Origin of the sequence: Paenibacillus sp. ISL-20, assembly GCF_018613005.1 — a bacterium.
Taxonomy (GTDB): Bacteria; Bacillota; Bacilli; order Paenibacillales; family Paenibacillaceae; genus Paenibacillus_AQ.
This window is the reverse complement of the sequence record NZ_JAGGRD010000064.1, coordinates 4,820-30,944: the sequence shown is the minus strand read 5'-3', so window position 1 is coordinate 30,944 and position 26,125 is coordinate 4,820. Positions and strand designations below refer to the sequence as shown.

Here is a 26,125-nt window from a genome sequence, read left to right as displayed (position 1 = left end):
AGAAGCAGCTCGAAGACCCGAAAATGGGACTTGAGCTGCTTCTTTTGTTAAGCGTCCCCTGCCAGTAGCAATGGACAAGAACGCGGTGTTCAACCTCCAACTAGCGAGGAAACTGGCTAGCAAGGTTATAGGAATTCATTGGTTTAAAGATTCATTCCATGAATCATTAATGTGCAAAGATATGATTGCCGATCTGCAGCACTTGCGGTCTGGACCAGATCCATTGGCTGGTTGCTGTTTTCGGATTGAAATAATAAAGGGATTCATAAGTCGGATCCCAGCCGCGAACGGCATCCAATGCGGCAAGATAGGCGGCCCGGTTTGGGGGCAGCCAGTATTGTCCGTCATCTACGGCTGTAAAGGCCCCTTTTTGAAAGACGACGCCCCGAATATCATTCGGAAATTCGCTGGATTGAATGCGGTTCATGACAACAGCCCCGACGGCAACTTGTCCTTTGTAAGGCTCACCGCGGGCTTCGCTATAAATGACTCTGGCCATGACATCCATTTCGGATTGATTTAACGTATATTTTTTCAGCTGTCTCCAGGTTTGTGCGCCGGTAACTCCATCGGCTGGCACACCGTATTCTTTTTGGAAACGGGTAACGGCTGTTTTCGTGTTTGCGCCATATTTGCCATCCAGCGGCTGCGTGTAGAAGTCCAGCGTTTTCAGGCGATATTGAAGCTCCCAGACATCCCCGTTTTCATTGCCAGGCTTTAACACCGGAGCTGCCTCCGTCGTTTGGGCAAATGCAGGCATGAACAGAAGAATACTAAGGAAAAGAGCAGAAATTATTTTTCGATTTGGCTTTCTTATGGTGATCAACTCCCTTTGGGGTAGAATTATAAGGTTGGAAGCGGGTTCATACAACCATCAGTAAATGGAAATCCGCGTCGTGACTGCGTTCGTTGCACCAAAAATGGTTCTATGGTCCGTGTGGTCCTAAACTTGAAATTTTTTGAAAAAAGGTTTGACAGCAGGAGAGGGACTTATTACAATAGCAACATAACATACTAAACAGGTAGGAATTATAATGTATTGTTCTCACCGTATCGACGGAGGAACGCTCGAGGACCATGAGCAGGCACGGTTACAAACCGGCTTGACTCTGTTCTGATGAGCCTTCCTCCGTCTTTTTTTGCCATACGGCCTGTTTAGTAGAGAATAATAGGGGGAGTGATCCATATGAAAAAGGTGTTGAAGCAAGGTCTTCTCATCGGATTAACAGTGATGCTGACGGCGGCACTTACAGCTTGCGGTGCAGAGAAAACAGAGACAGTCGCAACCGCCAATGGAGACGCTCCTGCTTCGGGTTCAAGCAAGCCGAGCGTGGAACTGCTCAATGTTTCTTACGATCCGACCCGAGAGTTATATGACCAATACAATAAAGCATTCGCGGCGCATTGGGAGAAGGAACAAGGCCAGAAGGTAACATTTAAGCAATCGCACGGGGGTTCAGGCAAGCAAAGCCGTTCGGTTATCGACGGTTTGGAGGCGGATGTGGTGACTCTGGCCCTTGGATACGATATCGATGCGATCCATCAGGCCGGATTGATCAATGAAGGCTGGGAAAGCAAGTTTGAACATAACAGTGCGCCTTACACCTCAACCATCGTTTTCCTCGTCCGCAAAGGCAACCCGAAAGGCATCAAGGATTGGCCGGACCTGATCAAGGAGGGTGTGGAGGTGATCACGCCGAACCCGCAGACCTCCGGTGGTGCTCGGTGGAACTACCTGGCGGCATGGGGGTACGCACTCAAGGTTAACAATAACGATGAAGCGAAGGCACAGGAATTCGTGAAAGAGCTATTCACCCACGTACCGGTGCTGGACAGCGGAGCCCGCGGTGCGACAACCACTTTTGTAGAACGTGGAATCGGGGATGTGCTGCTGGCTTGGGAAAATGAAGCATATCTCTCGATTAACGAGCTGGGACCGGACAAATTCGAGATCGTGAATCCGTCCGTCAGCATTTTGGCTGAACCTCCGGTTACTGTCGTGGATAAGAACGTCGACAAGCGGGGGACCCGCGAGGTAGCGGAAGCCTACCTGCAATATCTATACAGTGAAGAGGGGCAGACGATTGCGGCGGAGAACTACTACCGTCCAACGCTTGCCAGCGTGGCTGACAAGTACAAGGAGAAATTCCCGGCTATCGAATTGTTTACACTCAAGGACGTGTTTGGAACATGGGAAGAGACACAAACGAAGCATTTCAATGACGGCGGCATCTTTAATCAGATTTACGTGCCAGGCAGCTGATCGGCATAACCGCCGAAGGCAGGAAAGGATGAATGGATATGGCAGTACTCCCCGTACAGAAGCAAAGCAGAAACAATCGCAGCGTGCTCCCGGGTTTTGGAATCGGCATGGGACTGACCGTCCTTTATATGAGCTTGGTTGTGCTTGTGCCGCTGTCGGCGCTGCTTCTCAATCAAACCGGACTAACCTGGGAGAAGTTCTGGTCGGTTGCAACCGATCCGAGGGTGCTGGCCTCCTACCGGGTTAGTCTGACGACAGCGGCGCTGGCCGCATTTGCGGATACGATACTGGGGCTGCTGCTGGCTTGGGTGCTGGTGCGGTATGATTTCCCCGGCAAAAAATTGTGGGATGCTCTGATCGATTTGCCCTTCGCCCTGCCAACGGCAGTAGCGGGGGTGGCTTTAACCGCGATCTATTCCGCTAACGGCTGGATCGGATCGCTGCTGGAGCCGCTGGGGATCAAGGCGGCATTCTCTCCTCTAGGCATCACGCTGGCCCTCATGTTCATCGGCATACCGTTCGTTGTGCGGACGGTACAGCCGGTGCTGGAGGACGCGGAGCGGGATACGGAAGAGGCTGCTGCCACGCTCGGGGCTGGCCGATGGCGCACGTTTTGCACCATCATTCTGCCGACCTTGATTCCGCCGCTGCTGACCGGATTTGCGCTCGCTTTTGCCAGGGGCATCGGTGAATATGGCTCCGTGGTTTTCATATCGGGGAATATGCCGATGAAGACGGAGATTGCACCGCTACTAATCATGACGAAGCTGGAGCAGTTTGATTATGCCGGCGCGACGGCGGTTGCCTTAATTTTGCTGCTCATCTCTTTCGCACTGCTGCTCGGCATCAATATGTTACAACATTGGACGCGGAAAACCGCGCGTTAAGGAGGGGATACATATGGCTGGAACTGTACCCGCTGCCGTTCCTGCAGCGAAACGAAATACGTCGTCCTCTCCGGCGGCAGCGGAGAAGCAGTGGGTGAAATGGACATTCATAAGTTTGGCTGGGCTTGTGCTGTTGTGGCTTATTGTGCTGCCTCTGATTACGGTGATGTCCGAGGCGCTTAAGAAGGGCTGGGAGGTCTATGTAGCCGCCTTATCCGATCCTGATGCTCTATCTGCGCTTCAGCTGACTTTACTGGTGGCGGCTATTGCGGTACCGCTGAATTCGATATTCGGCGTTATTGCAGCATGGACCATAACGAAGTTTCGTTTTAAAGGCAAAAATCTATTGATTACACTGCTGGATCTGCCGTTTGCGGTATCACCGGTAATCGGAGGTTTAATCTTCGTGCTGATCTTCGGTCGGCAGGGATGGTTTGGCCCTTGGCTTGAAAGCCATGATATCAAGATTATTTTTGCCGTGCCCGGCATTGTTCTGGCTACATTATTTGTCACGTTTCCCTTTGTGGCAAAGGAACTGATCCCGCTGATGGAAGACCAAGGGACGAAGGAAGAGGAGGCAGCTGTAACGCTGGGCGCCAAGGGCTGGCAAATATTCTGGAGGGTTACCCTGCCCAATATCAAGTGGGGGCTATTGTATGGCATCATTCTGTGCAACGCCAGAGCCATGGGTGAGTTTGGGGCCGTGTCCGTCGTATCCGGTCATATCCGCGGCGAGACCAATACGCTGCCCCTTCATGTCGAAATTTTGTATAATGAGTATCAGTTTTCAGCATCGTTCGCGGTGGCCTCAATATTGCTGTTATTAGCCGTCGTAACCCTGCTGCTCAAAAATTGGTTTACGCGAAAAAATGCCCATTGACAGTCGTTTCCAACCCATGCTAATGTTAATTCATACTATGTAGGTTGGAAAAGAATGAATAATGGAAACGTGCAGGTAGAATGTCACTTCGATTTGTGGGGATGAGTAAATAGATTTGGGCTTTGCCCGGTGAGGAGGCGTATCCATGGCTAAACCTTTAAAAGTGGATGAAATGTGGCTCGAACGCATAGCCAGCCTGCTGAACGACATGGAATTCGGTTCGCTGCAAATTGTAGTGCATGAGGGTCAGATCGTTCAGATGGAACGAACGGAGCGCAAGCGTTTCGAGAATACGGCCTCCGGAACGGTCAAGACGTCAGGACCGTCCCGGGCATCCGGCCAACAGCGAAGAACGAATGCAAGATGATCCCCAAGGGTTATCGAGTACCAAGAAAAGAATTTCCTTAGATGCCATAAGTACACCTTACCCAGTAGACTTTGGAGAAACACACTGAGTGTTAACCGACGTAGACTACAGGAGTGCGTTTTGGTAATCATGCGGGAGTTCTTTTTTTTTTATATGAACATAGGGATTCAGGATTGCGGAGATATAAAAACAGCCCGGCCGTTGAATTCGGCACGGGTTGTATCTCGTAATATTCATGTCGTTGCTATCTTATCTGGATCGCAGAGGGCTGTTAGTGATCTCCGGGTCGCTGGAACCTCCCGTCTCACTAAGAGGGTCATTCTCGCCCGTAGGATGAAGGAATTGTTCCATTAGATCCGGGTGTCCGGCATAGGGCCGTTCACGGCGCTTGCGGGTGGCTGTAACCCGGAAACCCGCCAGATACAGCAAGCATTGGGTAGCCAAAACATAAGGCGAGGCCTCGCTCCAGATCGGATTAAACAGGGCTGAAGCTACAATCAGCAGATGCAGTACGGTATAGATCACACCATGCGTTCTTCTTCTGGAATCCATCAATAGTCGGTAAAAAGAGATCGTGGCAATTATGTTGGAGAGCCATAGACACCATACCTCGGGGTTTGTCCAGGCAGAAGATTGCCTTAGTTCTTGGACGAGAATCGTCGTCCATAGGATCGCGGCACCCAGTGAAATGGCAGGTACGGCAGGTTTCAAGAGCAGCCAAAATCCCATACCCCAACCCGGTTTCTCGAGCCGCCCAACCAGTTCGTCGCGCTCCTTCATAAGTCTGTTGATCTCGCGGTCCAGCAGCTTGTGAAGTGTTGTTAGTCTGGATTCATCACGATCGCTAAGAAAGGTATCAATCTGTTCGTGGAGCTCCCGCGTCAACAGGTCAGCGGATTTGCATTCCTGCAGAAGCCGGGTCAACAGGTCGTCGGGGACAGCCGTTCGGGTCGGTCGATTGATAAGGGTTCCCAGAGGTCCGGCTAGTCTGGTATAAATCGTCAAGGACTGACGAATGCGAGCGAGTGAATCCTTCCGTGCACCCAATAGCCGGGATGCACTGTATATGTACAGGCCCGAAAATACCGCAGTGGCAAGAAGCACGGCCACGAGCGTGTCCAGTGAGCCAAAGATATCAACCATCCATTCCGTAAGGGACAAGCGGATCCCTCCTTCAATATTCTACCTTTCACTATTGCACAACAAGGGAGGGATTTCAAGGGAATGAATGACAGGGAAGAGAGAATTCATCAAGTTTCAAGCTCTCATTTGCATCACGGAAACATTTTTGTATGTGGATAACATTCCGAAGGGAAGTACATATCATATAGAAACAAGATAATACATCCTTAGATGAAAGGGGAGAAGCCGCATGACGGAAGTACAGATAACCAAGGCACCTTTCCGACGGGTAAAAATCACACTCGGATATGTACTGCTCCTCGTCTTAACGGCTTGATCATATACAAATGATGCATAACGGAAGGTGATTTCAGTCGTGAACGTAGCAAGTATACAGGAAACATGATCCTAAAAGATGCTATTCCCCGGTAAACATTATATCTGTGAAGGAAGACAGGGGGAAAGGCGGCCCCTTTCTATAGGAAAGGGAAAGGAAGGAAACATAAAAAACAACAAGGCTGCCCTAGGCAGCCTTGTTGTGATAAGGAAAATGAAGCTCAAAAGTTGAATCAACGCTTAAAGTCGTATAATGCCTTCCAGTATCGGTAGTCATGAATGGCGAACCCGGAGAATGAAGGGTGCTTCTCCGCTTTGGTACATACCTTGGACAGCTGTTCCTCCATATAGGACGTGCCTTCCTCAAAAAAGGTAATGTAAGCTCCCTCATTGCTCGATTTGGTCTCTACGGCTATCAGGGCTTCCTTGCCGAGTTCATCGGCTTCCTTAAGCTCGGCGGCAGCGACGCTGTAAATGTTATCTGCTTGATCACGATAGGCCATAATGACGACCTGGTCGAACTGCTGGATCATCCACCGACTGATCGACATCGACTGGTCCGGCAGTTGGTAGCTGTGCAGCCAGAATGTCATGTCGGAACCGATGGGCAGATTCAGTGTGTGCGCTTCATGGACCAGATAGCGGACGCTAGCTTGCCATTGCTTTATCACGGAGGCCTGGTTTGTTTTCCACTCGGTCAGCACATGTGGCTCGATATCGACATGAATGCCGGTGAAGCGCTCATTCGGAGCAGCGGAAGCCTGATATTCAGCGGTCCATTGAATGAAAGTTTCTAATCGATGACGCTCCGTTTCCAGCGCCCAGTTAGGCGCACCGCCAAGGACATGAACCTCGATCCCCTGTTCACCTGCTTGGCGGATAAAGCTGCGATAATATTCGGGCCGAACATCACGGTTCATCTGTAGATAGAGCACATTGACGCCTTGACTGGTGGCAAAATTCAGAATGTCGTCAGCCGAATCTTGAATCTGCGGGGTATCCCAGAACCAGGTTGCCTTCTGGCGGGATTCGGCTGTAGCCGCATCAGGCTGAAGGGAGAAGCTGCTTAGCAGCAGCAGACTGCCTGCGAGACAGAGGGCCAGCAAGCGGACGTATTTTTTTTTCATTGTATGGATAATCTCCTTTACATTGCGATTACGTCATAGAAAAACGACAAATTCCAGCAAACACACAACCTTAGTAATGCGAATTAAGTCGTTATGCAAGATATATACATTCGTAAAAATGCATCTATGTATTCTATCGGTGAAAATAATATTGTGATACATAGGTCTAAAGATCTATTGTTTTGAGGAAAAATGAACGAGTGGAGTTTGAAGAGGTCTGTATGGGGATAAGTAAATAGGAGGTGCGACAGCCCGGAACGGCTATAGACGGCACTAGGTGTTTATAATACTACTTAAGATTCAGTAAAGAGCCATTCATCACCAGGGGTGATATAGTATAATTTCTAAGCGAAGGAGCGATGAACATGAAGGTAGCATTAATTGGTGCAAGCGGAACGATCGGGAGACGAATTACGGAGGAAGCGCTGCGCCGGGGGCACGAAGTCACGGCGGTATTGCGTAATCCGGATCGATTGGATTCAGAGCATGAACGATTAAAGAAAGTCAAAGCGGATGTAATGGATCCTTCATCATTAGAAAAGGCGATTCAAGGGCATGATGCTGTCATTAGCGCTTTTGGTCCGAAGTTCGGCCAGGAAGAGGAACTCGTTGCAGCCGCACGCACGATTGTAGAGGGAACGAGACGCGGCGGCGTAACCCGTCTGTTGATCGTTGGCGGCGCTGGCAGCTTGATCGCTGACAGCGGCGTACCGCTTATGGATACCCCCGAATTTCCGGAGGAGATCCGGCCCCTTGCCCGCGCGCATGCGGATGCTTACGATCTGTATAAGGAAAGCGATCTGGAATGGACGTATGTCAGTCCGGCGGCGATCATCGAGCCGGGGAAACGCACCGGACAGTTCCGAATCGGCATGGATCGCCTGGTGACCGACGAGAGCGGAAGCAGCCGAATTTCGGTTGAAGATTTCGCGGTAGCCGTGATCGATGAGCTGGATGATCCGCAGTTTATTCAGTCCCGGTTTACCGTTGCTTATTAATAGAGGGACATCCTGAGTCGACAGAACGTTTGTGTAGGATATATCGAAGCAAAGGGGAGAGCTTGGATGTATGTTGTAACGTCTGAACAGATGAGGGCACTCGACAACCATACGATTCTTCGAATCGGTATTCCGGCGATTGCGCTAATGGAGAATGCGGGTAAAGCGATTGCCGAGGAAGTTCTGAAGCTGTGCCTAGAGCGTGATAGAGTGAGCTGTTCCCTTTACACTGCAGGTGCTGTGACCGCAGGAAAGTCTCCGTCATTCATACGGGATGATGGGGGGCAAGAAGAGCGGCTCTCTTTATCGGAGCACTTGGCAGCGGCGGAGGCTCCTACCGCCGGGAATGACTTGGCTCTGGCGATGAGCCGCCCGTCGCCTGTCATCGACGGAGAGGCTCGATTGCCTACCGCGCTCACGGCCCAGCAGCACTGGCTCATTCTGGTGGGCAAAGGTAATAACGGCGGCGACGGGGTGGTCGCCGCCCGGCATTTGCGTGACGCCGGCATACGCGTCACGCTGCTCTACGCCACCGAGCCGTCCGCGCTTGCCGGCGAGGCGGCGGTGCAGCGGGATGCCGCGGCAGCGCTCGGCATCCCGGCTCTGGTCCACGGCCGTGGAGCCGTGGACTACGGCGCGTACACCGGCATCGTGGACGCGCTGCTCGGCACGGGCGCGACCGGCGCGCCCCGCGGCGCTTACGCCGCGCTGATCCAGGCCGCCAATGACAGCGGCCTGCCAATTGTGTCCGCGGATATTCCGAGCGGACTGGACGCCGATTCCGGCGCGCGGCACGAGCCGTGCATCTCGGCCGCGGTGACGGTATGCCTCGCCTTTTTGAAGCGAGGCCTGGTGCAGTACCCCGGCGCCGAAGCGGCAGGCCGGGTGGTGGTCCGCTCCATCGGCATCCCGGCATCGCTGTGCCGGGAGCAGGGCGTCGGCACGTATCTGCTCACCCCGCACGTCCTTCGGACCGAGCTGGATGCGGACGTGTCCCGCTACCGCTCGCCGGACGGACACAAGGGCACCTACGGTCACGTCCTGACCGTAGGGGGCAGCCGCACGATGAGCGGCGCAGGTCTGCTCGCTTCCCGGGCAGCGCTTCGCGCGGGCTGCGGCCTGGTGACCTGGGCGCTCCCTGCAAGCCTGGTGCTGCCGCTGAACGGAGCCGCACCCGAGGTGATGCTCGCACCCGCCACAGGCGAAGAGAGCGGTGGCTACTGGAATGAGGCCTCTGCGGAACAGGTGCTGGAACTCGCCAAAACCCGTGATGTGCTGGCCGTAGGTCCGGGGCTTGGCCGCTTTGACAGAGATGCCAGGTGGCTCCGCCGTTTGTGGGAAGAATGGGAAGGGCCGCTGGTAGTGGATGCCGATGCGCTGAATATGCTGTCCGCAGCCGGTGATTTCGGCACCTGGAAGCAGCGCGGTGCGGCAACCGTGCTGACCCCGCATCCGGGGGAGATGTCCCGGATGCTGGATATCCCCACCGCCGAGCTGCAGCGGGACCGGATCGGTGCCGCCGCAGGGTTCGCGACCGAGCACGGGGTTACCCTCGTGCTCAAGGGGGCGCATACCGTCGTGGCTTCGCCGGACGGACAAGCCTACATCAACCCAACCGGCACCTCCGGCATGGCGACCGGAGGTGCCGGGGACGTGCTGACCGGCATCATTGCCAGCCTGCTGGCGCAAGGATATGCCGGTCCGTCTGCAGCCGCGCTTGGCGTGTGGCTGCATGGCCGTGCCGGCGAGCGGGCCGCGCGGCACCGGGGACATCCCGCCTCGGTCATCGCCGGGGATGTCATCGCAGCACTTTGAAGCGAAGAGCAAGGGAAGGGCCCTCGGAGGGCCCTTTTTGCATGGAAGGAAGCTATGGGCACTTGAATCAGATCACCCAGCATAAGAGGGGAACGGCCAAGGCAAAGAACGGGGTGGCCAGAGAATTGCTGGAGAACGTACGCTTCCCCCACAAGAAGAGCAGCAGTGTCAAGGCTCCCGCTGCTGCGCGCAGCCAGAGCTGCTCCGGATTCCCGCCTGTGAATAAGGCGAAGAACAGAAAACCGACCGCTCCGTACACGGCGGCTTGTTTACCCTTATGCAGGGAAGGCAGGAACGAGAGAATGGCATCCGCTGCAAGAGACGCGGTCAGCGCGTAACCGTATACCCAGTGCTCTTGCGGCATATAGAGGCCTAACCATTCCGAAGCTTGATCAGCGCTGGAAGGCCACACCCAATCAAGCAGGCTCAGCAGCAGCACAACGATGCCGGCACTGGCGAGCTTGTTTAATGCATAAAACCCCATGTCCATCCGGGCAGACCGTTTGGGAATTCCGGTGTTCATTGTACACATCCTCTGCTCGTTATTCATAGAATCCTCGGATGCTTGCGTCATCCATGCTAGCTGGTTACCATCTGCCCTCCGTTGACGTGAATAGCCTGACCCGTGACAAAAGAGGAGCAGATGGATGACGCCAGGTAAACATAGGCGGGTGCCAGCTCATAGGGCTGTGCAGCCCGCTTCATCGGTGAATTCGTTCCGAATACGGCGACCTCTTCAGCGGAGAAGCTGGATGGGATGAGCGGCGTCCAGACTGAGCCGGGAGCAACGGAATTGACGCGGATGCCTTGATCGACCAGCGAAAGGGCCAGGGATCGGGTAAGGGAAACAATGGCGCCTTTGGTTGAGGAATAGTCGATGAGCTCCTTTAAACCGTCATAGGCGGTGATGGAGGCCGTGTTGATGATCGACGCCCCGGATTTCATGTGGGGCAGCGCGGCCTGGATCATGAAGAAGAAGGGAAAGATATTCGTTTGATAGGTGTGATGGAGCTGTTCTTCCGTGATGTCCAAGATGCTGCGCTGCACATACTGGACGCCATGGTTGTTCACGAGAACATCCAGCTTGCCGAAGCAGGCTATCGTTTCGTTAACTACGGCTTCGCAGTTTTTTTTGTACCGCAGATCAATCTTCATTAAGATGCATCGTCTGCCGAACGATTCAATCCGTTGTTTCGTCACCTCCGCATCCGAAGTCTCATATAAGTATGGGATGACCAGGTCGGCCCCTTCCTTGGCGAAGGCAATGGCGGCCGCTTTGCCGATACCGCTGTCCCCCCCGGTCACAATGGCGATTTTGCCATCCAGTTTACCGCTGCCCCGGTACGCGGGATCTTCGCTGATCGGACGCGGAGACATTAGACTCTCGAGGCCCGGCTGGCAATTTTGATGCTGGGGAGGGAAAGCGATGGGCTGTTCCTTGCATTCGGTTTTGGAGCCAACGTAGGGAATGGGCTGTTGGGGCTTCATTTCATTCCTCCTTTTAGGTTGTTATCGTTGAACGTCGATGCTTTATCTCTATGCATTCGCCCAGTCCGGGGTGCCGTTTGTGAACAGAATAGGTGAAAGGTCGTGCGTAAAAGCTCGGGTTACAGATTTATTACGATGCCTTTCGGGCTATTGTGGTGAAATATGTCCAATTCGATCCAAGTGGGCAAAGGAGGTCGGTCACCTGATGAAACCCGTCAAGCGTTCAAAATTCCGCCTGTGGGCAGGCAAGCGGTATTTTACGTATCGGCGTTATTGGAAATGGTATCCGTGTCAGGGGAGGAATTGATCGCGGAATGGCGCTCCAGCGCCGTTCCGCTGCATCGCTATGAAGTATATGAACGGGATCATCACATTACCCCGGAAGTTTGGGGAGGATATGCGAGGCATAATGTCAAAGGCCGCAAAGTATTCAACAGGGAAGGCGATCTGATATCCGCTTTATGAAATGAGCGTAGTGATTTGCGAAATGCCAAGGTTCAACGGTGCTGCTGCATTGACAAAAGCGCGGACACATTGATACGATGATATTAATTCTGACAAGTTTGCTCTGATTTATGTTGGTAAACGTCGGATTTAAGAGTGACTGCTTATGGAAGGACTTTGTGGTTCTTTGTAAAGTCCTCCTTTTCTAAAAGATGTTGGCTAAGGCCGTCTGACTCTAAGTCGAGAGGATCTTACATAGCGATCTTATGAATGGATGAGATGGCGACACTATAAGATAAGCCGAGGTGAATGATTATGGCGAAAGCTGTTATTATTAACGGGAGTCCCACAGCCGGATCCCGATTGAATGCGATTATGGAGTATGCGGAGCAGGCATTGACTGCTGCGAATTTCGAGGTGAGCCGGATCGACGTGGCCGGGCTGCCGCCTGAGGATTTGATTCATACCAAGTTTGAGAGTGAGCATATTGTCAAAGCGAACGGGCTTGTGGCCGAGGCGGATGCCGTGATTGTGGCAAGTCCGGTTTATAAAGCTTCGTATACGGGCGTTCTGAAAACATTTTTAGACCTGATTCCGCAAAAAGGATTGGCCGGCAAAATCGTGCTTCCGATGTTCATCGGCGGCAGTCTCGCGCATCTGCTGGCGATTGATTATTCGCTTAAGCCCGTGCTTTCTTCGATCGGAGCCCGTCATATTCTAGGCGGTGTGTACGCGGTGGATGCCCAAGTGGCACGTACTGAGGACGGCGGATTTGATGTAGCAGAAGTGCTTCAGGAACGCTTGACCTCTGCCATGGAGGAATTGATTGAGGAAACCCGTTACCGGACAGAACGTGTTTAAGGATGGCATGAGTGAGCGGCAGGGGATATGAAAGCGATAGAGATCATATGGGGGGATACCATTTGCAAAAGCTAGTGTTTTTTGTCGGCGTGGCCGGTACAGGCAAGACAACTGTAGCCAAGAAGCTTGCAGTCCGTATACCGGCCGCCTTTCTCGACCGTGATACGGTGGGGGGACGCTTTGTTGAGAAGTTCCTGGAAAGTAACGGACTGGATCCGAACGATCGCGACTCTTCCTTCTATAAAGAGAACCTGCGCGATCTGGAATATGATACGACCAAGGACATTTGCATCGAGAACCTGGGTGCCGGACAAAATGTCTTTATGATTTCTCCGTTTACCGCGGAGCTCAAGAGCCGCGAATGGATTGAAGAAGTCATCGCATCGGCAGGGTTAACGAAGAGCGACGTTGACGTGAAGGTCATTGTGGTCGCGCTCAAAGACATGGATTTGCAGAAGGAACGGATCGTTGACAGACAGACCGAGCGGGATCAGTGGAAGCTGGATCATTGGGACGACTTCAAGAAGCGCGTCGATTTCGTTCCGGAAGTGAACTGGGACATTCCGCAGACGTCCATTAAGGTATTCGATAACAGCGGCGATCTGACGGAAGAGAAGGTCGAGGAGCTCTATCAATTTATCGTAAGCGAATAGCATATCGGAACAACAGCATTCGATGTAATATAAAAAAGTGCGTCATCCCAGGTGCCGGTGAGCCCTGTGATGGCGCATTTTTTTGAATATCGACGAGGCATCAACAGCTCTAAGGAATGCCTTGCTGTTATGGCAAAAAAAGAGGTGCTGCTCGTGTCCATTCTTCAGGAAAAGTTCCCATGCTTATGCTTGGAAATATCGATATCGAGCGATGGATCTGAATTGGAACCATTGCTGGAATGTTATATAGTAGACTAGTAATTATAGGCTTCACAATCAAGGAGGGAAAGCGCTTGGATAACGCTGCTATGCTTGCCTATCTGCGAAGCGTTGTGTTAATGAGGGATCGTGTCCCGTCATTTCATGAATATCCTTTTAATTTGCCGGCTGTTGCGGCTTTGGACGGACTCCATTTTCATCCGAAGGTCACTTATATCGTGGGCGAGAATGGTATGGGCAAATCCACGCTGCTGGAGGCGATCGCCACGGCCCTCGGGTTTAATCCGGAAGGAGGGACGATGAACTTCTCGTTCTCAACCGAGGAGACGCATTCCAAGCTTCATGAATATATACGAACCGTTCGAGGCGTACGCAAACCGCGTGACGGGTTTTTCTTTCGGGCAGAGAGCTATTATAACGTCGCGACGAATATCGACCAGTTGGATGCTGAAGAGTGCCTCGGCCGTCCTCCCATCAAAGATTCCTACGGCGGCAAATCGCTTCACCAGCAATCGCATGGAGAATCGTTTTTTGCCACTTTTTTGAACCGGTTTTGGGGGAATGGCCTGTATATTATGGACGAGCCGGAAGCGGCGTTGTCCCCATTTCGCCAAATGGCGCTGCTCAGACGCATCCATGACCTGGTCCAGGAAGATTCGCAGTTTATTATTTCCACGCATTCGCCGATTGTTATGGCCTATCCGGATTCCGTTATCTATAAGCTGACTTCCGAAGGGGTGGAAGAGTCGAGCTTGGAGGAAACGGATCATTATATGATTACGAAGGAATTTGTGAATCGCCGGGAAGCGATGCTTCATGAATTGTTTGCAGACGATGAAGAATAGCCATATATCAAGTGTGAAGGGTTCCGAAGGCGTTAGTTGGCCTTACCGGGGCCCTTTTTTGTATAACAGAGGGGATTTAGACTAGGCGAATCGTTATGAAGGGCATACCATGGGGGAGTTTTTCTGGAAGGGTGTCTTCTATAGAGATTATGGCGGCTCAGATCCCTGCAATGAACTTCGAATGATCTAAGTAGTTTAGTAATAAATCATGCATTAAAAGGGAGATACGGAAATGAAAACATGAAAATGGTGTTTACAAGTTAGAATCATTGAACTAAAATAAAATCGAGGTGAAATGCTCTGGAGAACGGAAGAGAAGCAAGCGTGGAGAGACTCATGGATATGTACCGTGAGTTATCGGATAAAATGACGAGGCATCGCGTCGTATCTTTTTTGAATCACTTGAGAAAGAACGATTTAACGATGAATCAATATAAGATCTTAAGTTTGATCGAGCAGCAGGGTCCGCTGCTTCCCAACCGGTTGGCTGAGCATATGGAACTTAAGGCTGCAACGATCACGTATTTGGTGGACGCTCTGGGACAGCGGGGATTGGTGGTTCGAACGCCCAATCCCAGTGATGGACGAAGCCATTATGTCAATCTTACGGCAGAAGGCCGGCAGCTTGTGCTCGATGCGCGCAGCGAGGGGGATTATGCCGTCATGGAATCCTTCAAGCAGTTGGATGAGGATGAGGCGGATAACCTGTACATTTTACTGCGATTGCTTGGCAAAAAATTATTTCCATAACCCTAGGACTGTACTCTTCGAATCCCGCCTCCAGCTCTGTTAACCAGATCCGGGCGGGGTTATTTTTTTTAGGAGGCTTCATGTGAATACACAAGATAAATCTTCATTTTGGCTTATTATGAGCGCTATTTTTTTCGGTAATTTTCTGGCGGTGCTCAGCATCACCACCATCAACGTGGCCTTTCCGGTTGTGATGGAGCAGTTCGATGCCACGCTGAGCACCACCCAATGGCTGATGGCCGGGTACCTGCTGGCAACGGGAATTGTGGCTCCCATCGTAGGCTACATGGGGGACCAGCTCAGTTATAAGAGGCTGTTTGTCCTGGCATTGATGGGTTTTACGCTCTCGTCGATATTATGCGTCGTGGCCTGGAATATTGAGACCTTGATTGCGTTCCGGATTACGCAAGGTGTGTTCGGCGGGATGATTATCCCGATTACGATGACCATCATCTACCAGGTATTCCCTCGGGAACGGCAAGCCTATGCCATGGGGCTATGGAGCCTGGCCTCCATGCTGGCACCGGTGATTGGGCCGACACTTGGCGGATGGCTGGTGCAATATTTTGGCTGGAAATCGATTTTCATTCTAAATGTTCCGATCGGTCTGATCTCGATTGTCATCGTAAGCAAATTCATTCCATTTTACCGACTGACTGGGAAGAAAAAGTTCGATTTCCTCGGATTCTTGACGGTGGTGGCGGGCAGTTCTCTTTTGCTCCTCTCCTTCAGCCATGGTAACGACTGGGGTTGGGGATCCTGGAAGACCCTGTCCCTGCTCATCTCCGGAGTCTTACTGCTGCTGTTCTTTATTAAGTGGGAGCTGCGGATTTCATCCCCGTTATTGCAGCTTAAAGTATTCAAATTCCCCCGTTTCCGGTACAGCTTGATTCTGAACTGCATCGTGACGATATCCCTGTATACGGGAACCTTGCTGGTGCCGCTCTATTTGCAGACCGTGCTGAAGCTGTCCCCGATGGATACCGGCCTGATCATGCTGCCGGGCGCGATTGTCATGGCAGCAGCGTCGCCGCTTATCGGTAAATTTTATGATCGGATCGGTCCATTCCGGCTGGTGATCACGGGAGTTCTCATCATTGTGGCAGCCACGCTCGCTTTCAGCGGAATCGGCACCCATACCTCGGTTCTGTATATTTCCTTGCTGCAGCTGGTTCGCTGCCTCGGCATTGCTTTATGCAATATGCCGTTAACGAACGCAGCGATGAGCGCGGTGTCCAGCGAATATTCAGGTCACGCATCGTCCATCACGAACTGGGCACGTCAAGGGCTTGCTTCGTTATCGATCGGCATATTCAGCGCATTGGTGGTATCCAGAACATCCTATTACATGGGCGCGGGGGCTTCGACCCAGCGTGCCGCAACAACAATGGGTATTGATGATGTGTTTATGATCGGAACGATGGTGGCTGTTATTGCCATACCTCTTACATTTTTGTTACGGGTCAAAAAGAAAAAATCGGTTCACCCTGTCGCGCTCTGACCCAGCGTTCATCGGCCATGTTGAGAAGATGATCCTTCGGGCTGTTGAAGCTTAGCGCAAGACTGGGTAACTCGAAAGGTATCAAGCGATTGAACGGGGTTGGTTGAACTGCATCATTGGCGTCATGCACAACCTCAAGTTATAGTCAAATAGGACGTTATCCGATGAGAGGGCAGCTGAAGGGCTGCTCTCTTTTTTGCTATCACCCGTCAATGGATTGGACGAATTATGACAACGCTGTTCTTTTATTGAATTCGCGGTCTGTGGTAGGGTGAAGTATACGAATGTGCAGGTGGTAGGAGGAGCTTATGGAATTTATACGGAAGCTGTGGATTTTCGGTTATCAGCAGGCCTTGTCCTGCATATTTCCAGTGATTATCTTCGGCGCGCTGGGACTGACCAAGGTGATTGAAATTCCCGGTTTGGCGCGGTATGATCTCATCCTTCTCATATGTGTACTGGCACAAATCGGGATGTTGGTGAGCAAGCTGGAGACATGGGATGAGCTGAAGGTCATCTGTGTCTTTCACATCATCGGTTTGATGCTGGAGCTGTATAAAGTGCATATGGGCTCATGGTCTTACCCGGAGGAGGGCTGGAGCAAAATCGGCGGCGTCCCGCTGTACAGCGGCTTTATGTACGCCAGCGTAGCCAGTTATATATGCCAGGCATGGCGCCGAATGAATTTGCGCATCACCGGCTGGCCGCTGCCTGTGCTGACCGTGCTGATCAGCGCAGCGATCTATGCCAACTTCTTTACCCATCACTACGTGTGGGATGCACGCTGGCTTCTCATGGCATTGTTGTTCGTGGTTTTTGGCAGAACCATGGTGTATTTTGATGTGGACGGAAAAACCCTGCGGATGCCGCTGGTGCTGTCGTTTCTGCTGATTGGCTTTTTCATCTGGATCGCTGAGAATATTTCTACGTTTCTTGGGGCCTGGACCTATCCGGGTCAGGAGCGGACATGGAGCCTTGTGCATATCGGCAAAATCAGCTCGTGGTTTCTGCTGGTGGTGATCAGTGTCATTATTGTGGCTCAGCTGAAGCATCTGAAACAGGGCAGAGGACCTGCCAAAGACAATCCGAAGGGAACGGTCATGTGAATCCAGTTTAGCGGATTTGACCATTCATGCGAAATCATGTATCCTATGGCTAATTAAGGTATGGAAGACTAACGTTGCGACTCGAGCTGTAAGGCGAGAGATTTTTTATGAACATAGATGTTTGGAACAGATGAACCGCGCGAAGCAGAAGGGAGGAGTATTCACATGAAAAAAAGATCATTGGCGTCTTTGGCAAAAGGCATGGGATACTCCACCGCTGTTTTCTTTGATCCGTCCGATCATGGGAGAAGTGTGTCCAAAATCGGATATTCAGCGATCAAGGATCCTTCCATTCGGTAACCGGATGAGGATACAGTGGAATTGAACACCACAGGTCGCTTGCTTGTGGTTGCATAGATCGGCATGTACACCACAGGTGCGCTGTGGTGTTTTTTTTGTGTTTCTAATGCTTCAAACAGAGGAGAGGATACTATGTTCATGCAAGGGAAACAGGTTTATGTCAAGTCGGTAGAGGAGTCGGATGTAGAGGCACTGCTGAAGCTTGAGAAGGATAACCGGGACTTTTTTCAGAGGTTCACGGGCTTAAGGGAAGAGAGTTTCTACACCCATCAGGGACAACTTGAGCAGATCCGAAAGGCCCTGGAAGCCAGTAAGGCAGATCAAGGGTATGTTTATGTGATTGGACTGCGGGACTCCGGAGATATTATCGGCGAGATTATGCTGACCGAAGTGGTGCGGGGGAATCTGCAGGGCTGCTGGATCGGTTATTTTCTGGACCAAAACCATAACGGAAAGGGTTATATGACCGAAGCGGTTCAATTGGTAGTGAAGTTTGCCTTTCAGGAATTGAAGCTTCACCGGATTGAGGCCGGCGTGATGCCGCACAACCTGGGCTCGATCCAAGTGCTTTTGAAAGCTGGATTCCATAAAGAAGGCATTGCCCGGAAAAACGTGAAAATCAACGGGACATGGGAAGACCATCAGACGCTGGCTATTTTGAATGAAGCCGATGAGAAACAGCCGTCTCCAATTCAGCGGTACAATCCGCCTGTCATTGCCCCGCCGATCGGGCCTTATACCCATGTAACCAAGGTTCCGAGAGGGGCTGAGATGTTGGTCTTCTCCGGTCAGGTGGGAACCGACAGGGAGGGGAACTTGCCAGAAGATATGAAGCAGCAGGTGGAGAATACCTTGGCGAACATTGAGAGGTTATTGGCTGCGGAAGCGATGTCGGCGGATCATATCGTCAAAATTAACATTTGGGCGGCTCAGGAGGTCGACTGGGATCACTTCCACCAGGTATGGGAGAAATTCCACGGGGGGAAGGCGCCAGCCATGACGATGGCCTACGTACCGGCACTGGCGATGCCGTCCATTCAGGTAGAGATCGAGGTATGGGCAGCGAAGGGGTAAAACGACCAGGAGGATAGATCGAATCTTCAGCTCCTTGGTTTATTCGACAAGCGTCAAAATCTTTGTTCATTGTTGACAGACATATATTGGATATGTATATTGTAATTACCGACTATTTAGTCGGTAATTACAATGAGAGATGAGTGCATGTCATGGAAAAAAAATATGGCCTTCAACCGCCGATACCATTCAGCTTCAAATCTGTAGCAGGGTTCATCGTTATTTTTATTATTTGGCAAGGCGGCACTTTATTATGGTTAAATCTTGTTAATGCTTTGATTCCCGCTACTCGCTCAGGATTACCTAGTTTAATCACGCTTTATTTGTCTTTTTTATTCCTTATTCTCGGCATCTTCCTTGTCACCAAATATTTCTTCAAAATTCGTTTTAGAACATTTTTGTTTGAAGGTAAAAGGCCCGATTTCCGAAAGTTTGCGATTTATTTCTTGTGGTATTTTATGGCGCTTATCTTGTATTTGCTTGTCGATATCGTCGTTCATCCTCAAGCTTTTACGCTTCATTTTGATCCGCTTCCGTGGCTAGGTGTACTCATTGTTACCGCTCCTTTGATTTTAGTTCAAAGTGCTGCGGAAGAGATTTTGTTCAGAGGTTATATGTACCGTATGTTTAGATCATTAAGAGGCGGTGTATTCTGGTCCGTCTTCGTCACTTCCTTAACCTTTGCCCTGATCCATGGTTTTAACCCCGAAATGCTAAACTACGGGATTTTTGGACCGTTGTATTACCTGCTGGGGGCATTCTTTCTAGGAATCGTTGCCTACCACACCAATGGTCTGGCTGCTCCCATCGGGATCCATTTTGCCACGAACATTTTTAATACATCCATTTGGGGATATGGATCATCGACGCTGGAAAACATGGGGCTGCAAAATATTGTATACCGCCACACGCTAGATATGCCGTTTGCATTTTCTATGGTTTTTGCTATTGTTATCTCATATGGTGCTTTTCAATTTTTCAAGCATAAAAGGAACCGTTCATAAGGTTCCGGGAGGAGCTTATGACCAGAAGGCGCTTGCCAGCAGAAGAAGCAAAAACGATTATATTGAACCATGCCAAGTTATTATTTATTGAAAAAGGTTATGATCGAGCTACAATGGACGATTTATGTGTATCGACACAGATGAGTAAGGGCAATTTGTATCATCATTTTAAAAATAAAGAGGTACTCTTTCTCCAATTGCTTACCCAGCATACCGAACAAATGTCACAAAAGTGGCTTCGTTCGGCCGAGCAATCCACGTCTCCCAGCGAACAGTTGCTTGAAATGGCTGATTTATTCGGAAGAGATTGTGAAAGTCCCTTAATCCAAGCACTCGAAGAGTATGCTAAAACACTTTCAAGCGAATCCGAAGCATTGGCTACATTGAGAGAGATCACAGAAGCAGCCTATCGTGCGATTAGACAAGTGCTGCAAAAAGGGATCGAGCAAGGCGTTTTTATTAATGAAGATATCGAAACGTTGAGTTTTGGTGTGATGTCCACATTAGCTGGAGCAACGCAGCTCTGCCTAACGATGCCAAAATTAAGCGGGGATGAATATGCAGCCCTGCATGTCAATGCAATCAAGCTGCTTTTAAAGGGAATATCGATTGATGATCCCAACTGAAAAAAGAGAACACACTTGCTGAAAAATATTCATTGCTCGGACAATCGATGGTCGATAGATGTGCATCGTAGGCTTTCTTTACCCAGGCGATCTACTAGGCACTTCCCCCATCGATCCGGGTACAGCTTTTTTAGCAGCCTTCGGCTCTGCCTGGCGAATTCATCCAGAGTGGTGTCTTCAATGACGTGGCTGTTTCTAAACCGCTCCTTTAATTGCCCGCTCCTTTTTCTCCTGATGAAACTTCGTGAGATTCCAAGAAAAGCGCATGTCTTATGCTTGACGTAATGAAACATAATAGTTATTATATATCTGTAAAGTCCTTAATTGAGGTGATGTTGAATGAAGTACTCCAAGGCTACCGATTATGCCCTCCATACGATGCTCTTTCTTACTGCGGCGACGCCCCAAAAACCAATAGGTGTACAGCAGTTGGCGGAGCGACAAAGTGTGTCTCCAACCTATTTGTCCAAAATACTGACCAAGTTGGTGAAGGCGGGCATGATTGAATCGATAACGGGGGTGAATGGCGGCTATCGACTCAAACGAAATTGGGAAAATATTTCGTTCCTAGATATTATTCATGCGATTGAAGGTTCGGCTTCCTTGTTCGATTGCAGTTTCGATCATGGACCAGGATGCCCGATTCAAAAGGTGGTGTTATCGGCAGAAGAGAAGATGGAAGAACAGTTGAGAAATCAGAAAATGTCGGATCTTGTGCGGGAACATAATATAGTCATATAACACTTCTTTTTTTTAAGTCAATTAGCGACAATAAGTGTCTTTAAAATCTATAATATCCGATTTATAACTAACCGGGGTGGCTGCAGTCCTACATGAGCCGCGATTTGGATCAAGAAGCGGCCGTGCCGCCGGATGTGTCTGCCGATCGCATCATGAAACTTGTGATGGACCCAAAGGCATACCTTGGCGAACAGCATGAAGGACAAGAGTGACCCTGGCAAACGGGAAGGAGAGGAGACCATGAATATGAAAGCAATTGCGCTTGGACAATACGAGGGAGCGAAATATCATCCTTTTACGCATATTGATCACGAATTACAAACCATATTTGAACATATGGACGTTGAATGTACGGATGATTACGCCGTGCTTCAGAAGGATAAGCTGGAGGGCTATGATCTGTTCATATCGTACGCGGATTTTTCGGATCTGGAGATACCCGAAGATCAGGTGCAAGCGCTCATATCCTATGTGAGAAACGGCGGAGGGCTGCTAGTTATCCACAATGGTATTTCGCTGCAGCAAAGCAAAGAGCTGGAAAAGTTAATCGGCGGCAGGGTTACGGGACATCCGGAATATACGTCACTGCCAGTTCGATATAATCAAGGGAGTCACCCTATTGTAGAGAACTTAAGCGATTTTACGATAGATGAAGAACCGTTTCGGTTTGAGCTAAGTCCGCATGAATCGGCGGTTATACTTGCCGAATATGTGCATGATGGCCAGCGGTGGCCTGCTGCGTGGGCACATACATATGGCTCTGGCCGCGTGGTATATCTGATGCCGGGGCATCATCTTCCATCTTTCCAGGTAGAATCCGTGCGTAAGCTGATTCGGAATAGCGGAATGTGGGCTGCCCGGGAGAGCGTAGAGTAGAGATTCGACACACTAATTTTATGAAAACGTGCACCGCTATTAAAGGCGGAATTTTTTAGTGCGCCACGCATGGCGATTAACTAGGTGGCGAAATCCACAATTTAACCCATACGTGTCTTATTATCAAAAGGGGAGCGAGAAGATGGATGTATTCGAAAGCCAGTATGAATTGATCCAACGCACAAGGGAATCATTATTTAGTTATTGCGAAACTATGTCCCCCACAGATTATGTTAAAGAAGTTGAAACCTTAGGCGGAGTTTCTATTCGCAGTCTGCATGCTCATGTAGCCGATTGTTATAGGGTATGGTTGGGGAGCCGTGCCCTTGGTCAATCACTTCCCAAAATAAAACCAGAATTCGTTGACAATGTACAGGAAATGCGTGAAGTTTTTAAGAAAACGGATACCCTGGTTCATGAATTTCTGAATGAATTTAAAAACAAATGGGATCCTACCATTCCAGCATCCTGGCAGAGTAGCAGCGCAGAGTTAACTGAATTATGGCTTTTTACACACACCATCACCCACGAATTTCATCATAGAGGACAAATTGTAAAAATAGGCAGGCAACTCGGGTATATCCCGCCGAAAATGAACCTCGTTAAACCTTAGTGATTTCATGGAGATACTTTCGGCAAACGAAATCAGGAAAATATTACTTTAAAGATGCCCGATTTAAAAGGTGGTGTTCTTTTTTAAACTAATTAAAGACAACAGATGCCTTTAAAGTCTATAATAATAAATTATTGCTGGGAGAGTGGAGAATATTCAAGCAGTGACGTCAGAAGCACAGCATAATGCGGTGCAAAAATATAAAGTTATTCCAATCATGATTTCCTTACTATTAAGCGGATTTATTGGGATGTTTAACGAGACGGCTTTAAACGTAGTGCTCAGCGATTTAATCAACCAGTTTCATATCACCGCCGCAACGGCCCAATGGCTGACAACAGGTTACTTACTGACCCTCGGCATATTGGTTCCGATATCCGGGTTGTTTCTCCAATGGTTTTCAACCAGACAATTGTTCACGGCTTCGCTCCTATTGGCTTTACTCGGCACAGCGGTGGCGACCGTCTCACCGGGATTTGAGTTGCTCATGATTGCACGGGTCATTCAAGCTGCGGGCGTAGCGCTCATCCTGCCGCTGATGTTTCATACAGTGCTGGTCATTGTTCCACCTGAGAGGAGGGGGACGACCTACGGGCTGATCGGGCTTGTCCTTGTGGTTGCTCCTGCTGTCGGACCTACCCTTTCCGGTCTGTTGATCGAGCAGCTTAGCTGGAACTGGATTTTCGGATTGACTCTTCCCGTTTTGGCGTTTTCTCTTCTGTTTGGAATGCGATATATGCAAAATATAACGACGATTACCAAGCCGAAAATAGATATCTATTCGCTTATCTTATCCACGCTTGGCTTCGGCGGAATTGTATTTGCTTTTAGCAGTGCAGGGGAAGGGGAAGGAGGACTTGGAGCGCCCAAGGTCGTGATCCCGATGATTGTCGGCATATTGTCGATTTTGATATTTGCGGTACGGCAATTGCGAATGAAGCAGCCGATGATGGATTTGAGGGCATTCAAACAGCCTATGTTTACGGTTGGCACTGTTATGCTTATGATTGCCGTAATGGTGATGATGGCAGCCATGATTATGTTGCCCTTGTACTTGATCAGAGGTCTCGGACTTAACGCTTTTTCGGCCGGACTTGTTTTGTTGACCGGGGGGGTTGTGAACGCGATCACGCAACCGATTATGGGCAGAATATTCGATAAATTTGGGCCGAGATGGGTTGTTCCCGCTGGTATGGCCTTGATATCCGTCGTTCTCTGGTTTCTCTCAGGAATTACGACAACGACGACAATAACCCAAATCATTGTGCTTCACACCTTTTTGATGATCGGGATCTCTATGGTCTGGATGCCTTCGCAGGCGAATGGACTGAACCAATTGCCTCCTTCACTTTACCCGCACGGTAGCGCAATTATGAATACGGTCCAGCAGGTGGCGGGTGCGATCGGCATAGCGGTTGCGGTAAGTATCATGTCTATGGGCATGAGCAGCTTTCTGAAGCAAACGGCAGACCAGGCGGACCCTGCTAACGCCGCGCTTGCTTTGACAGAAGGTATACAACATGTTTTTGATATTGCTGTTGTTGTTGCGATTGTAGGTTTCGTCTTTTCTCTTTTCATGAAGCGTGTTCACATAGCGGAGCAGAAATAATCCTCAATGTTTGAAATTTGAAAATCAACCAGCGCGGCCAGCAGTTTCAGCGGCACGGAACCGGTCACGTACGAAATGTCACCTTCATAAATTCTATGATGACATAGTATTGTATTACATTGTATTGTAGCCGATCATATGATATAAAAAACCTCCGTGATCCCTTAAGGGATCACGGAGGTTTTTGTATATGGAGAGGATCTTATAGATCGTCAAAACCGTTGTCGTCGCCAACTTTGCCGTAGTTACGGGATTTAGCTTCGAAGAAGTCGGTCTTTGTCGCGTTAAGGGCTTCATCGGAGAAAGGCTTGATCCATGGCATGCAGTTAACGTCCACACCTTCGTAAGCTTTTTCCAGACCCATCATGGTGATGCGACGGTTCGCGATGTACTTGATGTAATCGCCCAATTCGTTCAGATCGATGCCGCGCACATTGCTGAGCGTGTAGTGGGCCCAGTTGGTTTCGAGCTCGACAGCACGGTCAATGGTGCGGTACAGGTAGTCGATGTTCTCTTTGGAGTTCAGCTCAGGGAAATCCTTGAGCAACTGCTTGAACACTTCGGCGAAGAAGTAGCAGTGCTGGTTCTCGTCACGCTGAATATAGGAGATCATCTGGCTGGTTGCCATCATCTTCTGGTCCCGAGCCAGGTTGTAGAAGAAGGCAAACGTGCTATAGAAGAAGATGCCTTCCAGGATCAGGTCGGCCACCATCGCTTCGAAGAAGGATTGCGGCGACGGATTGTCACGGAAGTTCTGATAGATATCCGAAATGAACTGATTGCGCTCCAGGAGAACCGGGTCATGCTTCCAGTATTCGAAGATTTCCTTCTGCTCTTGATCCGATACGATGGAGGAAAGCACGTAGGAATAGGATTGGTTGTGAACCACCTCTTGCTGACCGATGATGGCCGAGATCGCTTCGAGCGACGAATCGGTGAAGTAACGCTTCACGTCGCTGACAAACATCGTCTGCATGGAATCCAGAACAGCGAGCAGGGAGATGTTGATCTTGAAGGTGCGCTGCTCTTCAGGGTCCAGGCGCGGGAACTGCTGCGCATCCTTGGACATCGGAATCTCGTCCGCGATCCAGTGGTTCAGCAGCAGGACTTTGTACAGCTTATACATATGAGGCATCCGAATGTCGTTCCAGTTCAAGATCCCGGAGCATTCACCTTCAATGACGCGAGTGGAGCGGTTGGGTGCTTCGGTATTAAATATCTTTTGCATTTGCATGCCGATTTTCTCTCCTTGTATATCATAGTAGGGCGCGCAGAGGCGAAGCTGAGGGACAGGGACAACTCCCAGCATATTCACGGGACGGGTATCTGCACCGGGAAGGGAATCTGCACCGGGACGGGTATCCATCTCCAGCCGCTGTGGTCCGCCCTTTGCTTGAATGTATTTTTAAGGTTGCAAAGGGCTCCCAAAGGCGGACGTAAACTCTTCCGATTGGATACCCTTACCCTTGTAGTCTTCTATTAGAAAGCATATTCACTCCTGCTCAGCGGGAACACCCGCATGCAGCCGTTCGATGCTTGTAGTGAACCAAACTTCCAGCGATTCCCGAAGGGAAAGCGCTCCTAGCAAGATGTAACTCAACAACAAATCGCACGAAGTAA

General features: G+C 50.2%; 27 protein-coding genes. 21 read left to right on the top strand and 6 right to left on the bottom strand.

The genetic code is table 11. From position 1 onward, the window contains the following. Positions 1–166 precede the first annotated feature (166 nt). The gene (gene sleB / locus J7E85_RS29315) at positions 167–826 is read right to left on the bottom strand and encodes a spore cortex-lytic enzyme (RefSeq protein ID WP_215163467.1); all 660 of its coding nucleotides are present in this window, start codon (positions 824–826) and stop codon (positions 167–169) included. 360 nt (positions 827–1,186) lie between these two features. On the opposite strand from sleB, the gene J7E85_RS29310 reads away from it, so the two are divergent. From J7E85_RS29310 to J7E85_RS29295, 4 genes are all read left to right on the top strand, one after another. Beyond that, the gene (locus J7E85_RS29310; protein ID WP_215163466.1) at positions 1,187–2,263 is read left to right on the top strand and encodes a sulfate ABC transporter substrate-binding protein; all 1,077 of its coding nucleotides are present in this window, start codon (positions 1,187–1,189) and stop codon (positions 2,261–2,263) included. Positions 2,264–2,301: 38 nt separating this feature from the next. Beyond that, positions 2,302–3,150 (top strand): sulfate ABC transporter permease subunit CysT, encoded by an 849-nt coding sequence (gene cysT / locus J7E85_RS29305; protein ID WP_215163465.1) that lies wholly within the window; start codon positions 2,302–2,304, stop codon positions 3,148–3,150. A 13-nt stretch (positions 3,151–3,163) separates the two neighbouring features. Then, positions 3,164–4,030 carry a sulfate ABC transporter permease subunit CysW gene (cysW, locus tag J7E85_RS29300; protein ID WP_215163463.1) on the top strand — a complete coding sequence of 289 codons (867 nt, stop codon included), beginning with the start codon at positions 3,164–3,166 and terminating at the stop codon, positions 4,028–4,030. Positions 4,031–4,175: 145 nt separating this feature from the next. Next, on the top strand, positions 4,176–4,397 hold the full coding sequence (locus tag J7E85_RS29295; protein ID WP_215163458.1) for a YezD family protein: 222 nt from the start codon (positions 4,176–4,178) through the stop codon (positions 4,395–4,397). Positions 4,398–4,646: 249 nt separating this feature from the next. Here J7E85_RS29295 and J7E85_RS29290 read toward each other — a convergent pair whose 3' ends face one another. Together J7E85_RS29290 and J7E85_RS29285 are read right to left on the bottom strand one after the other, a co-directional pair. Beyond that, on the bottom strand, positions 4,647–5,558 hold the full coding sequence (locus J7E85_RS29290; protein ID WP_215163456.1) for a hypothetical protein: 912 nt from the start codon (positions 5,556–5,558) through the stop codon (positions 4,647–4,649). 530 nt (positions 5,559–6,088) lie between these two features. Then, the gene (locus J7E85_RS29285; RefSeq protein ID WP_215163455.1) at positions 6,089–6,982 is read right to left on the bottom strand and encodes a hypothetical protein; all 894 of its coding nucleotides are present in this window, start codon (positions 6,980–6,982) and stop codon (positions 6,089–6,091) included. A gap of 365 nt (positions 6,983–7,347) precedes the next feature. On the opposite strand from J7E85_RS29285, the gene J7E85_RS29280 reads away from it, so the two are divergent. Further along, positions 7,348–7,980 carry an NAD(P)-dependent oxidoreductase gene (locus J7E85_RS29280; protein WP_215163453.1) on the top strand — a complete coding sequence of 211 codons (633 nt, stop codon included), beginning with the start codon at positions 7,348–7,350 and terminating at the stop codon, positions 7,978–7,980. A 66-nt stretch (positions 7,981–8,046) separates the two neighbouring features. Continuing rightward, positions 8,047–9,795 (top strand): NAD(P)H-hydrate dehydratase, encoded by a 1,749-nt coding sequence (locus J7E85_RS29275; RefSeq protein WP_215163451.1) that lies wholly within the window; start codon positions 8,047–8,049, stop codon positions 9,793–9,795. A 67-nt stretch (positions 9,796–9,862) separates the two neighbouring features. Here the strand turns inward: J7E85_RS29275 and J7E85_RS29270 are convergent, their stop codons facing one another. Together J7E85_RS29270 and J7E85_RS29265 are read right to left on the bottom strand one after the other, a co-directional pair. Further along, entirely contained in the window at positions 9,863–10,318 is a 456-nt protein-coding gene (locus J7E85_RS29270) for a hypothetical protein (RefSeq protein WP_215163450.1), read from the bottom strand. 56 nt (positions 10,319–10,374) lie between these two features. Beyond that, positions 10,375–11,283 carry an SDR family oxidoreductase gene (locus tag J7E85_RS29265; protein ID WP_215163448.1) on the bottom strand — a complete coding sequence of 303 codons (909 nt, stop codon included), beginning with the start codon at positions 11,281–11,283 and terminating at the stop codon, positions 10,375–10,377. 162 nt (positions 11,284–11,445) lie between these two features. Here J7E85_RS29265 and J7E85_RS34355 point away from each other — a divergent pair, with 162 nt between their 5' ends. The 15 genes from J7E85_RS34355 to J7E85_RS29190 all read left to right on the top strand — a co-directional run bounded on the left by J7E85_RS34355 (position 11,446) and on the right by J7E85_RS29190 (position 24,505). Beyond that, entirely contained in the window at positions 11,446–11,748 is a 303-nt protein-coding gene (locus J7E85_RS34355) for a hypothetical protein (RefSeq protein ID WP_251036134.1), read from the top strand. Positions 11,749–12,042: 294 nt separating this feature from the next. After that, positions 12,043–12,588, top strand: a complete 546-nt coding sequence (ssuE, locus tag J7E85_RS29255) for an NADPH-dependent FMN reductase (RefSeq protein WP_215163447.1) — start codon at positions 12,043–12,045, stop codon at positions 12,586–12,588. 62 nt (positions 12,589–12,650) lie between these two features. Continuing rightward, the gene (locus J7E85_RS29250; protein WP_215163445.1) at positions 12,651–13,241 is read left to right on the top strand and encodes a P-loop nucleotide/nucleoside kinase family protein; all 591 of its coding nucleotides are present in this window, start codon (positions 12,651–12,653) and stop codon (positions 13,239–13,241) included. Between the two features lie 293 nt (positions 13,242–13,534). After that, positions 13,535–14,305: an AAA family ATPase gene (locus J7E85_RS29245; RefSeq protein ID WP_251036133.1), complete on the top strand. Its 771-nt coding sequence runs from the start codon at positions 13,535–13,537 to the stop codon at positions 14,303–14,305. Between the two features lie 324 nt (positions 14,306–14,629). Continuing rightward, positions 14,630–15,055 (top strand): MarR family winged helix-turn-helix transcriptional regulator, encoded by a 426-nt coding sequence (locus J7E85_RS29240; RefSeq protein WP_237566273.1) that lies wholly within the window; start codon positions 14,630–14,632, stop codon positions 15,053–15,055. Between the two features lie 82 nt (positions 15,056–15,137). Beyond that, positions 15,138–16,556: an MDR family MFS transporter gene (locus tag J7E85_RS29235; RefSeq protein WP_215163443.1), complete on the top strand. Its 1,419-nt coding sequence runs from the start codon at positions 15,138–15,140 to the stop codon at positions 16,554–16,556. Positions 16,557–16,864: 308 nt separating this feature from the next. Further along, positions 16,865–17,662 carry a DUF817 domain-containing protein gene (locus J7E85_RS29230; protein WP_215163442.1) on the top strand — a complete coding sequence of 266 codons (798 nt, stop codon included), beginning with the start codon at positions 16,865–16,867 and terminating at the stop codon, positions 17,660–17,662. A 165-nt stretch (positions 17,663–17,827) separates the two neighbouring features. Further along, positions 17,828–17,962, top strand: coding sequence for a hypothetical protein (locus tag J7E85_RS34690; protein ID WP_285228857.1), 135 nt, complete (start codon positions 17,828–17,830; stop codon positions 17,960–17,962). Between the two features lie 132 nt (positions 17,963–18,094). Beyond that, the gene (locus J7E85_RS29225) at positions 18,095–19,036 is read left to right on the top strand and encodes a GNAT family N-acetyltransferase (RefSeq protein WP_215163441.1); all 942 of its coding nucleotides are present in this window, start codon (positions 18,095–18,097) and stop codon (positions 19,034–19,036) included. A gap of 152 nt (positions 19,037–19,188) precedes the next feature. After that, positions 19,189–20,040, top strand: a complete 852-nt coding sequence (locus J7E85_RS29220) for a CPBP family intramembrane glutamic endopeptidase (RefSeq protein ID WP_215163440.1) — start codon at positions 19,189–19,191, stop codon at positions 20,038–20,040. Between the two features lie 17 nt (positions 20,041–20,057). Then, entirely contained in the window at positions 20,058–20,666 is a 609-nt protein-coding gene (locus J7E85_RS29215; RefSeq protein WP_215163439.1) for a TetR/AcrR family transcriptional regulator, read from the top strand. 339 nt (positions 20,667–21,005) lie between these two features. Beyond that, positions 21,006–21,407: an Rrf2 family transcriptional regulator gene (locus J7E85_RS29210; RefSeq protein WP_053490127.1), complete on the top strand. Its 402-nt coding sequence runs from the start codon at positions 21,006–21,008 to the stop codon at positions 21,405–21,407. Between the two features lie 240 nt (positions 21,408–21,647). Further along, complete coding sequence (locus J7E85_RS29200; RefSeq protein WP_251036132.1) at positions 21,648–22,283, top strand: ThuA domain-containing protein; 636 nt, start codon at positions 21,648–21,650, stop codon at positions 22,281–22,283. A 142-nt stretch (positions 22,284–22,425) separates the two neighbouring features. Further along, positions 22,426–22,896 carry a DinB family protein gene (locus J7E85_RS29195; RefSeq protein WP_215163437.1) on the top strand — a complete coding sequence of 157 codons (471 nt, stop codon included), beginning with the start codon at positions 22,426–22,428 and terminating at the stop codon, positions 22,894–22,896. 217 nt (positions 22,897–23,113) lie between these two features. Continuing rightward, positions 23,114–24,505 (top strand): MDR family MFS transporter, encoded by a 1,392-nt coding sequence (locus tag J7E85_RS29190; protein ID WP_215163621.1) that lies wholly within the window; start codon positions 23,114–23,116, stop codon positions 24,503–24,505. Positions 24,506–24,707: 202 nt separating this feature from the next. Here J7E85_RS29190 and J7E85_RS29185 read toward each other — a convergent pair whose 3' ends face one another. Further along, entirely contained in the window at positions 24,708–25,739 is a 1,032-nt protein-coding gene (locus J7E85_RS29185; RefSeq protein WP_127595566.1) for a ribonucleotide-diphosphate reductase subunit beta, read from the bottom strand. Positions 25,740–26,125: the final 386 nt, after the last annotated feature.

Excerpts from the sequence above, each read along its gene's own strand:
- J7E85_RS29310 (WP_215163466.1), top strand. The coding sequence starts at position 1,187 with ATGAAAAAGGTGTTGAAGCAAGGTCTTCTCATCGGATTAACAGTGATG.
- cysT (WP_215163465.1), top strand. The coding sequence starts at position 2,302 with ATGGCAGTACTCCCCGTACAGAAGCAAAGCAGAAACAATCGCAGCGTG.
- cysW (WP_215163463.1), top strand. The coding sequence starts at position 3,164 with ATGGCTGGAACTGTACCCGCTGCCGTTCCTGCAGCGAAACGAAATACG.
- J7E85_RS29295 (WP_215163458.1), top strand. The coding sequence starts at position 4,176 with ATGGCTAAACCTTTAAAAGTGGATGAAATGTGGCTCGAACGCATAGCC.
- J7E85_RS29285 (WP_215163455.1), bottom strand. The coding sequence starts at position 6,982 with ATGAAAAAAAAATACGTCCGCTTGCTGGCCCTCTGTCTCGCAGGCAGT.
- J7E85_RS29280 (WP_215163453.1), top strand. The coding sequence starts at position 7,348 with ATGAAGGTAGCATTAATTGGTGCAAGCGGAACGATCGGGAGACGAATT.
- J7E85_RS29275 (WP_215163451.1), top strand. The coding sequence starts at position 8,047 with ATGTATGTTGTAACGTCTGAACAGATGAGGGCACTCGACAACCATACG.
- J7E85_RS29270 (WP_215163450.1), bottom strand. The coding sequence starts at position 10,318 with ATGAACACCGGAATTCCCAAACGGTCTGCCCGGATGGACATGGGGTTT.
- J7E85_RS29265 (WP_215163448.1), bottom strand. The coding sequence starts at position 11,283 with ATGAAGCCCCAACAGCCCATTCCCTACGTTGGCTCCAAAACCGAATGC.
- J7E85_RS34355 (WP_251036134.1), top strand. The coding sequence starts at position 11,446 with ATGTCCAATTCGATCCAAGTGGGCAAAGGAGGTCGGTCACCTGATGAA.
- ssuE (WP_215163447.1), top strand. The coding sequence starts at position 12,043 with ATGGCGAAAGCTGTTATTATTAACGGGAGTCCCACAGCCGGATCCCGA.
- J7E85_RS29230 (WP_215163442.1), top strand. The coding sequence starts at position 16,865 with ATGGAATTTATACGGAAGCTGTGGATTTTCGGTTATCAGCAGGCCTTG.
- J7E85_RS34690 (WP_285228857.1), top strand. The coding sequence starts at position 17,828 with ATGAAAAAAAGATCATTGGCGTCTTTGGCAAAAGGCATGGGATACTCC.
- J7E85_RS29225 (WP_215163441.1), top strand. The coding sequence starts at position 18,095 with ATGTTCATGCAAGGGAAACAGGTTTATGTCAAGTCGGTAGAGGAGTCG.
- J7E85_RS29220 (WP_215163440.1), top strand. The coding sequence starts at position 19,189 with ATGGAAAAAAAATATGGCCTTCAACCGCCGATACCATTCAGCTTCAAA.
- J7E85_RS29215 (WP_215163439.1), top strand. The coding sequence starts at position 20,058 with ATGACCAGAAGGCGCTTGCCAGCAGAAGAAGCAAAAACGATTATATTG.
- J7E85_RS29210 (WP_053490127.1), top strand. The coding sequence starts at position 21,006 with ATGAAGTACTCCAAGGCTACCGATTATGCCCTCCATACGATGCTCTTT.
- J7E85_RS29200 (WP_251036132.1), top strand. The coding sequence starts at position 21,648 with ATGAATATGAAAGCAATTGCGCTTGGACAATACGAGGGAGCGAAATAT.
- J7E85_RS29195 (WP_215163437.1), top strand. The coding sequence starts at position 22,426 with ATGGATGTATTCGAAAGCCAGTATGAATTGATCCAACGCACAAGGGAA.
- J7E85_RS29190 (WP_215163621.1), top strand. The coding sequence starts at position 23,114 with ATGATTTCCTTACTATTAAGCGGATTTATTGGGATGTTTAACGAGACG.
- J7E85_RS29185 (WP_127595566.1), bottom strand. The coding sequence starts at position 25,739 with ATGCAAATGCAAAAGATATTTAATACCGAAGCACCCAACCGCTCCACT.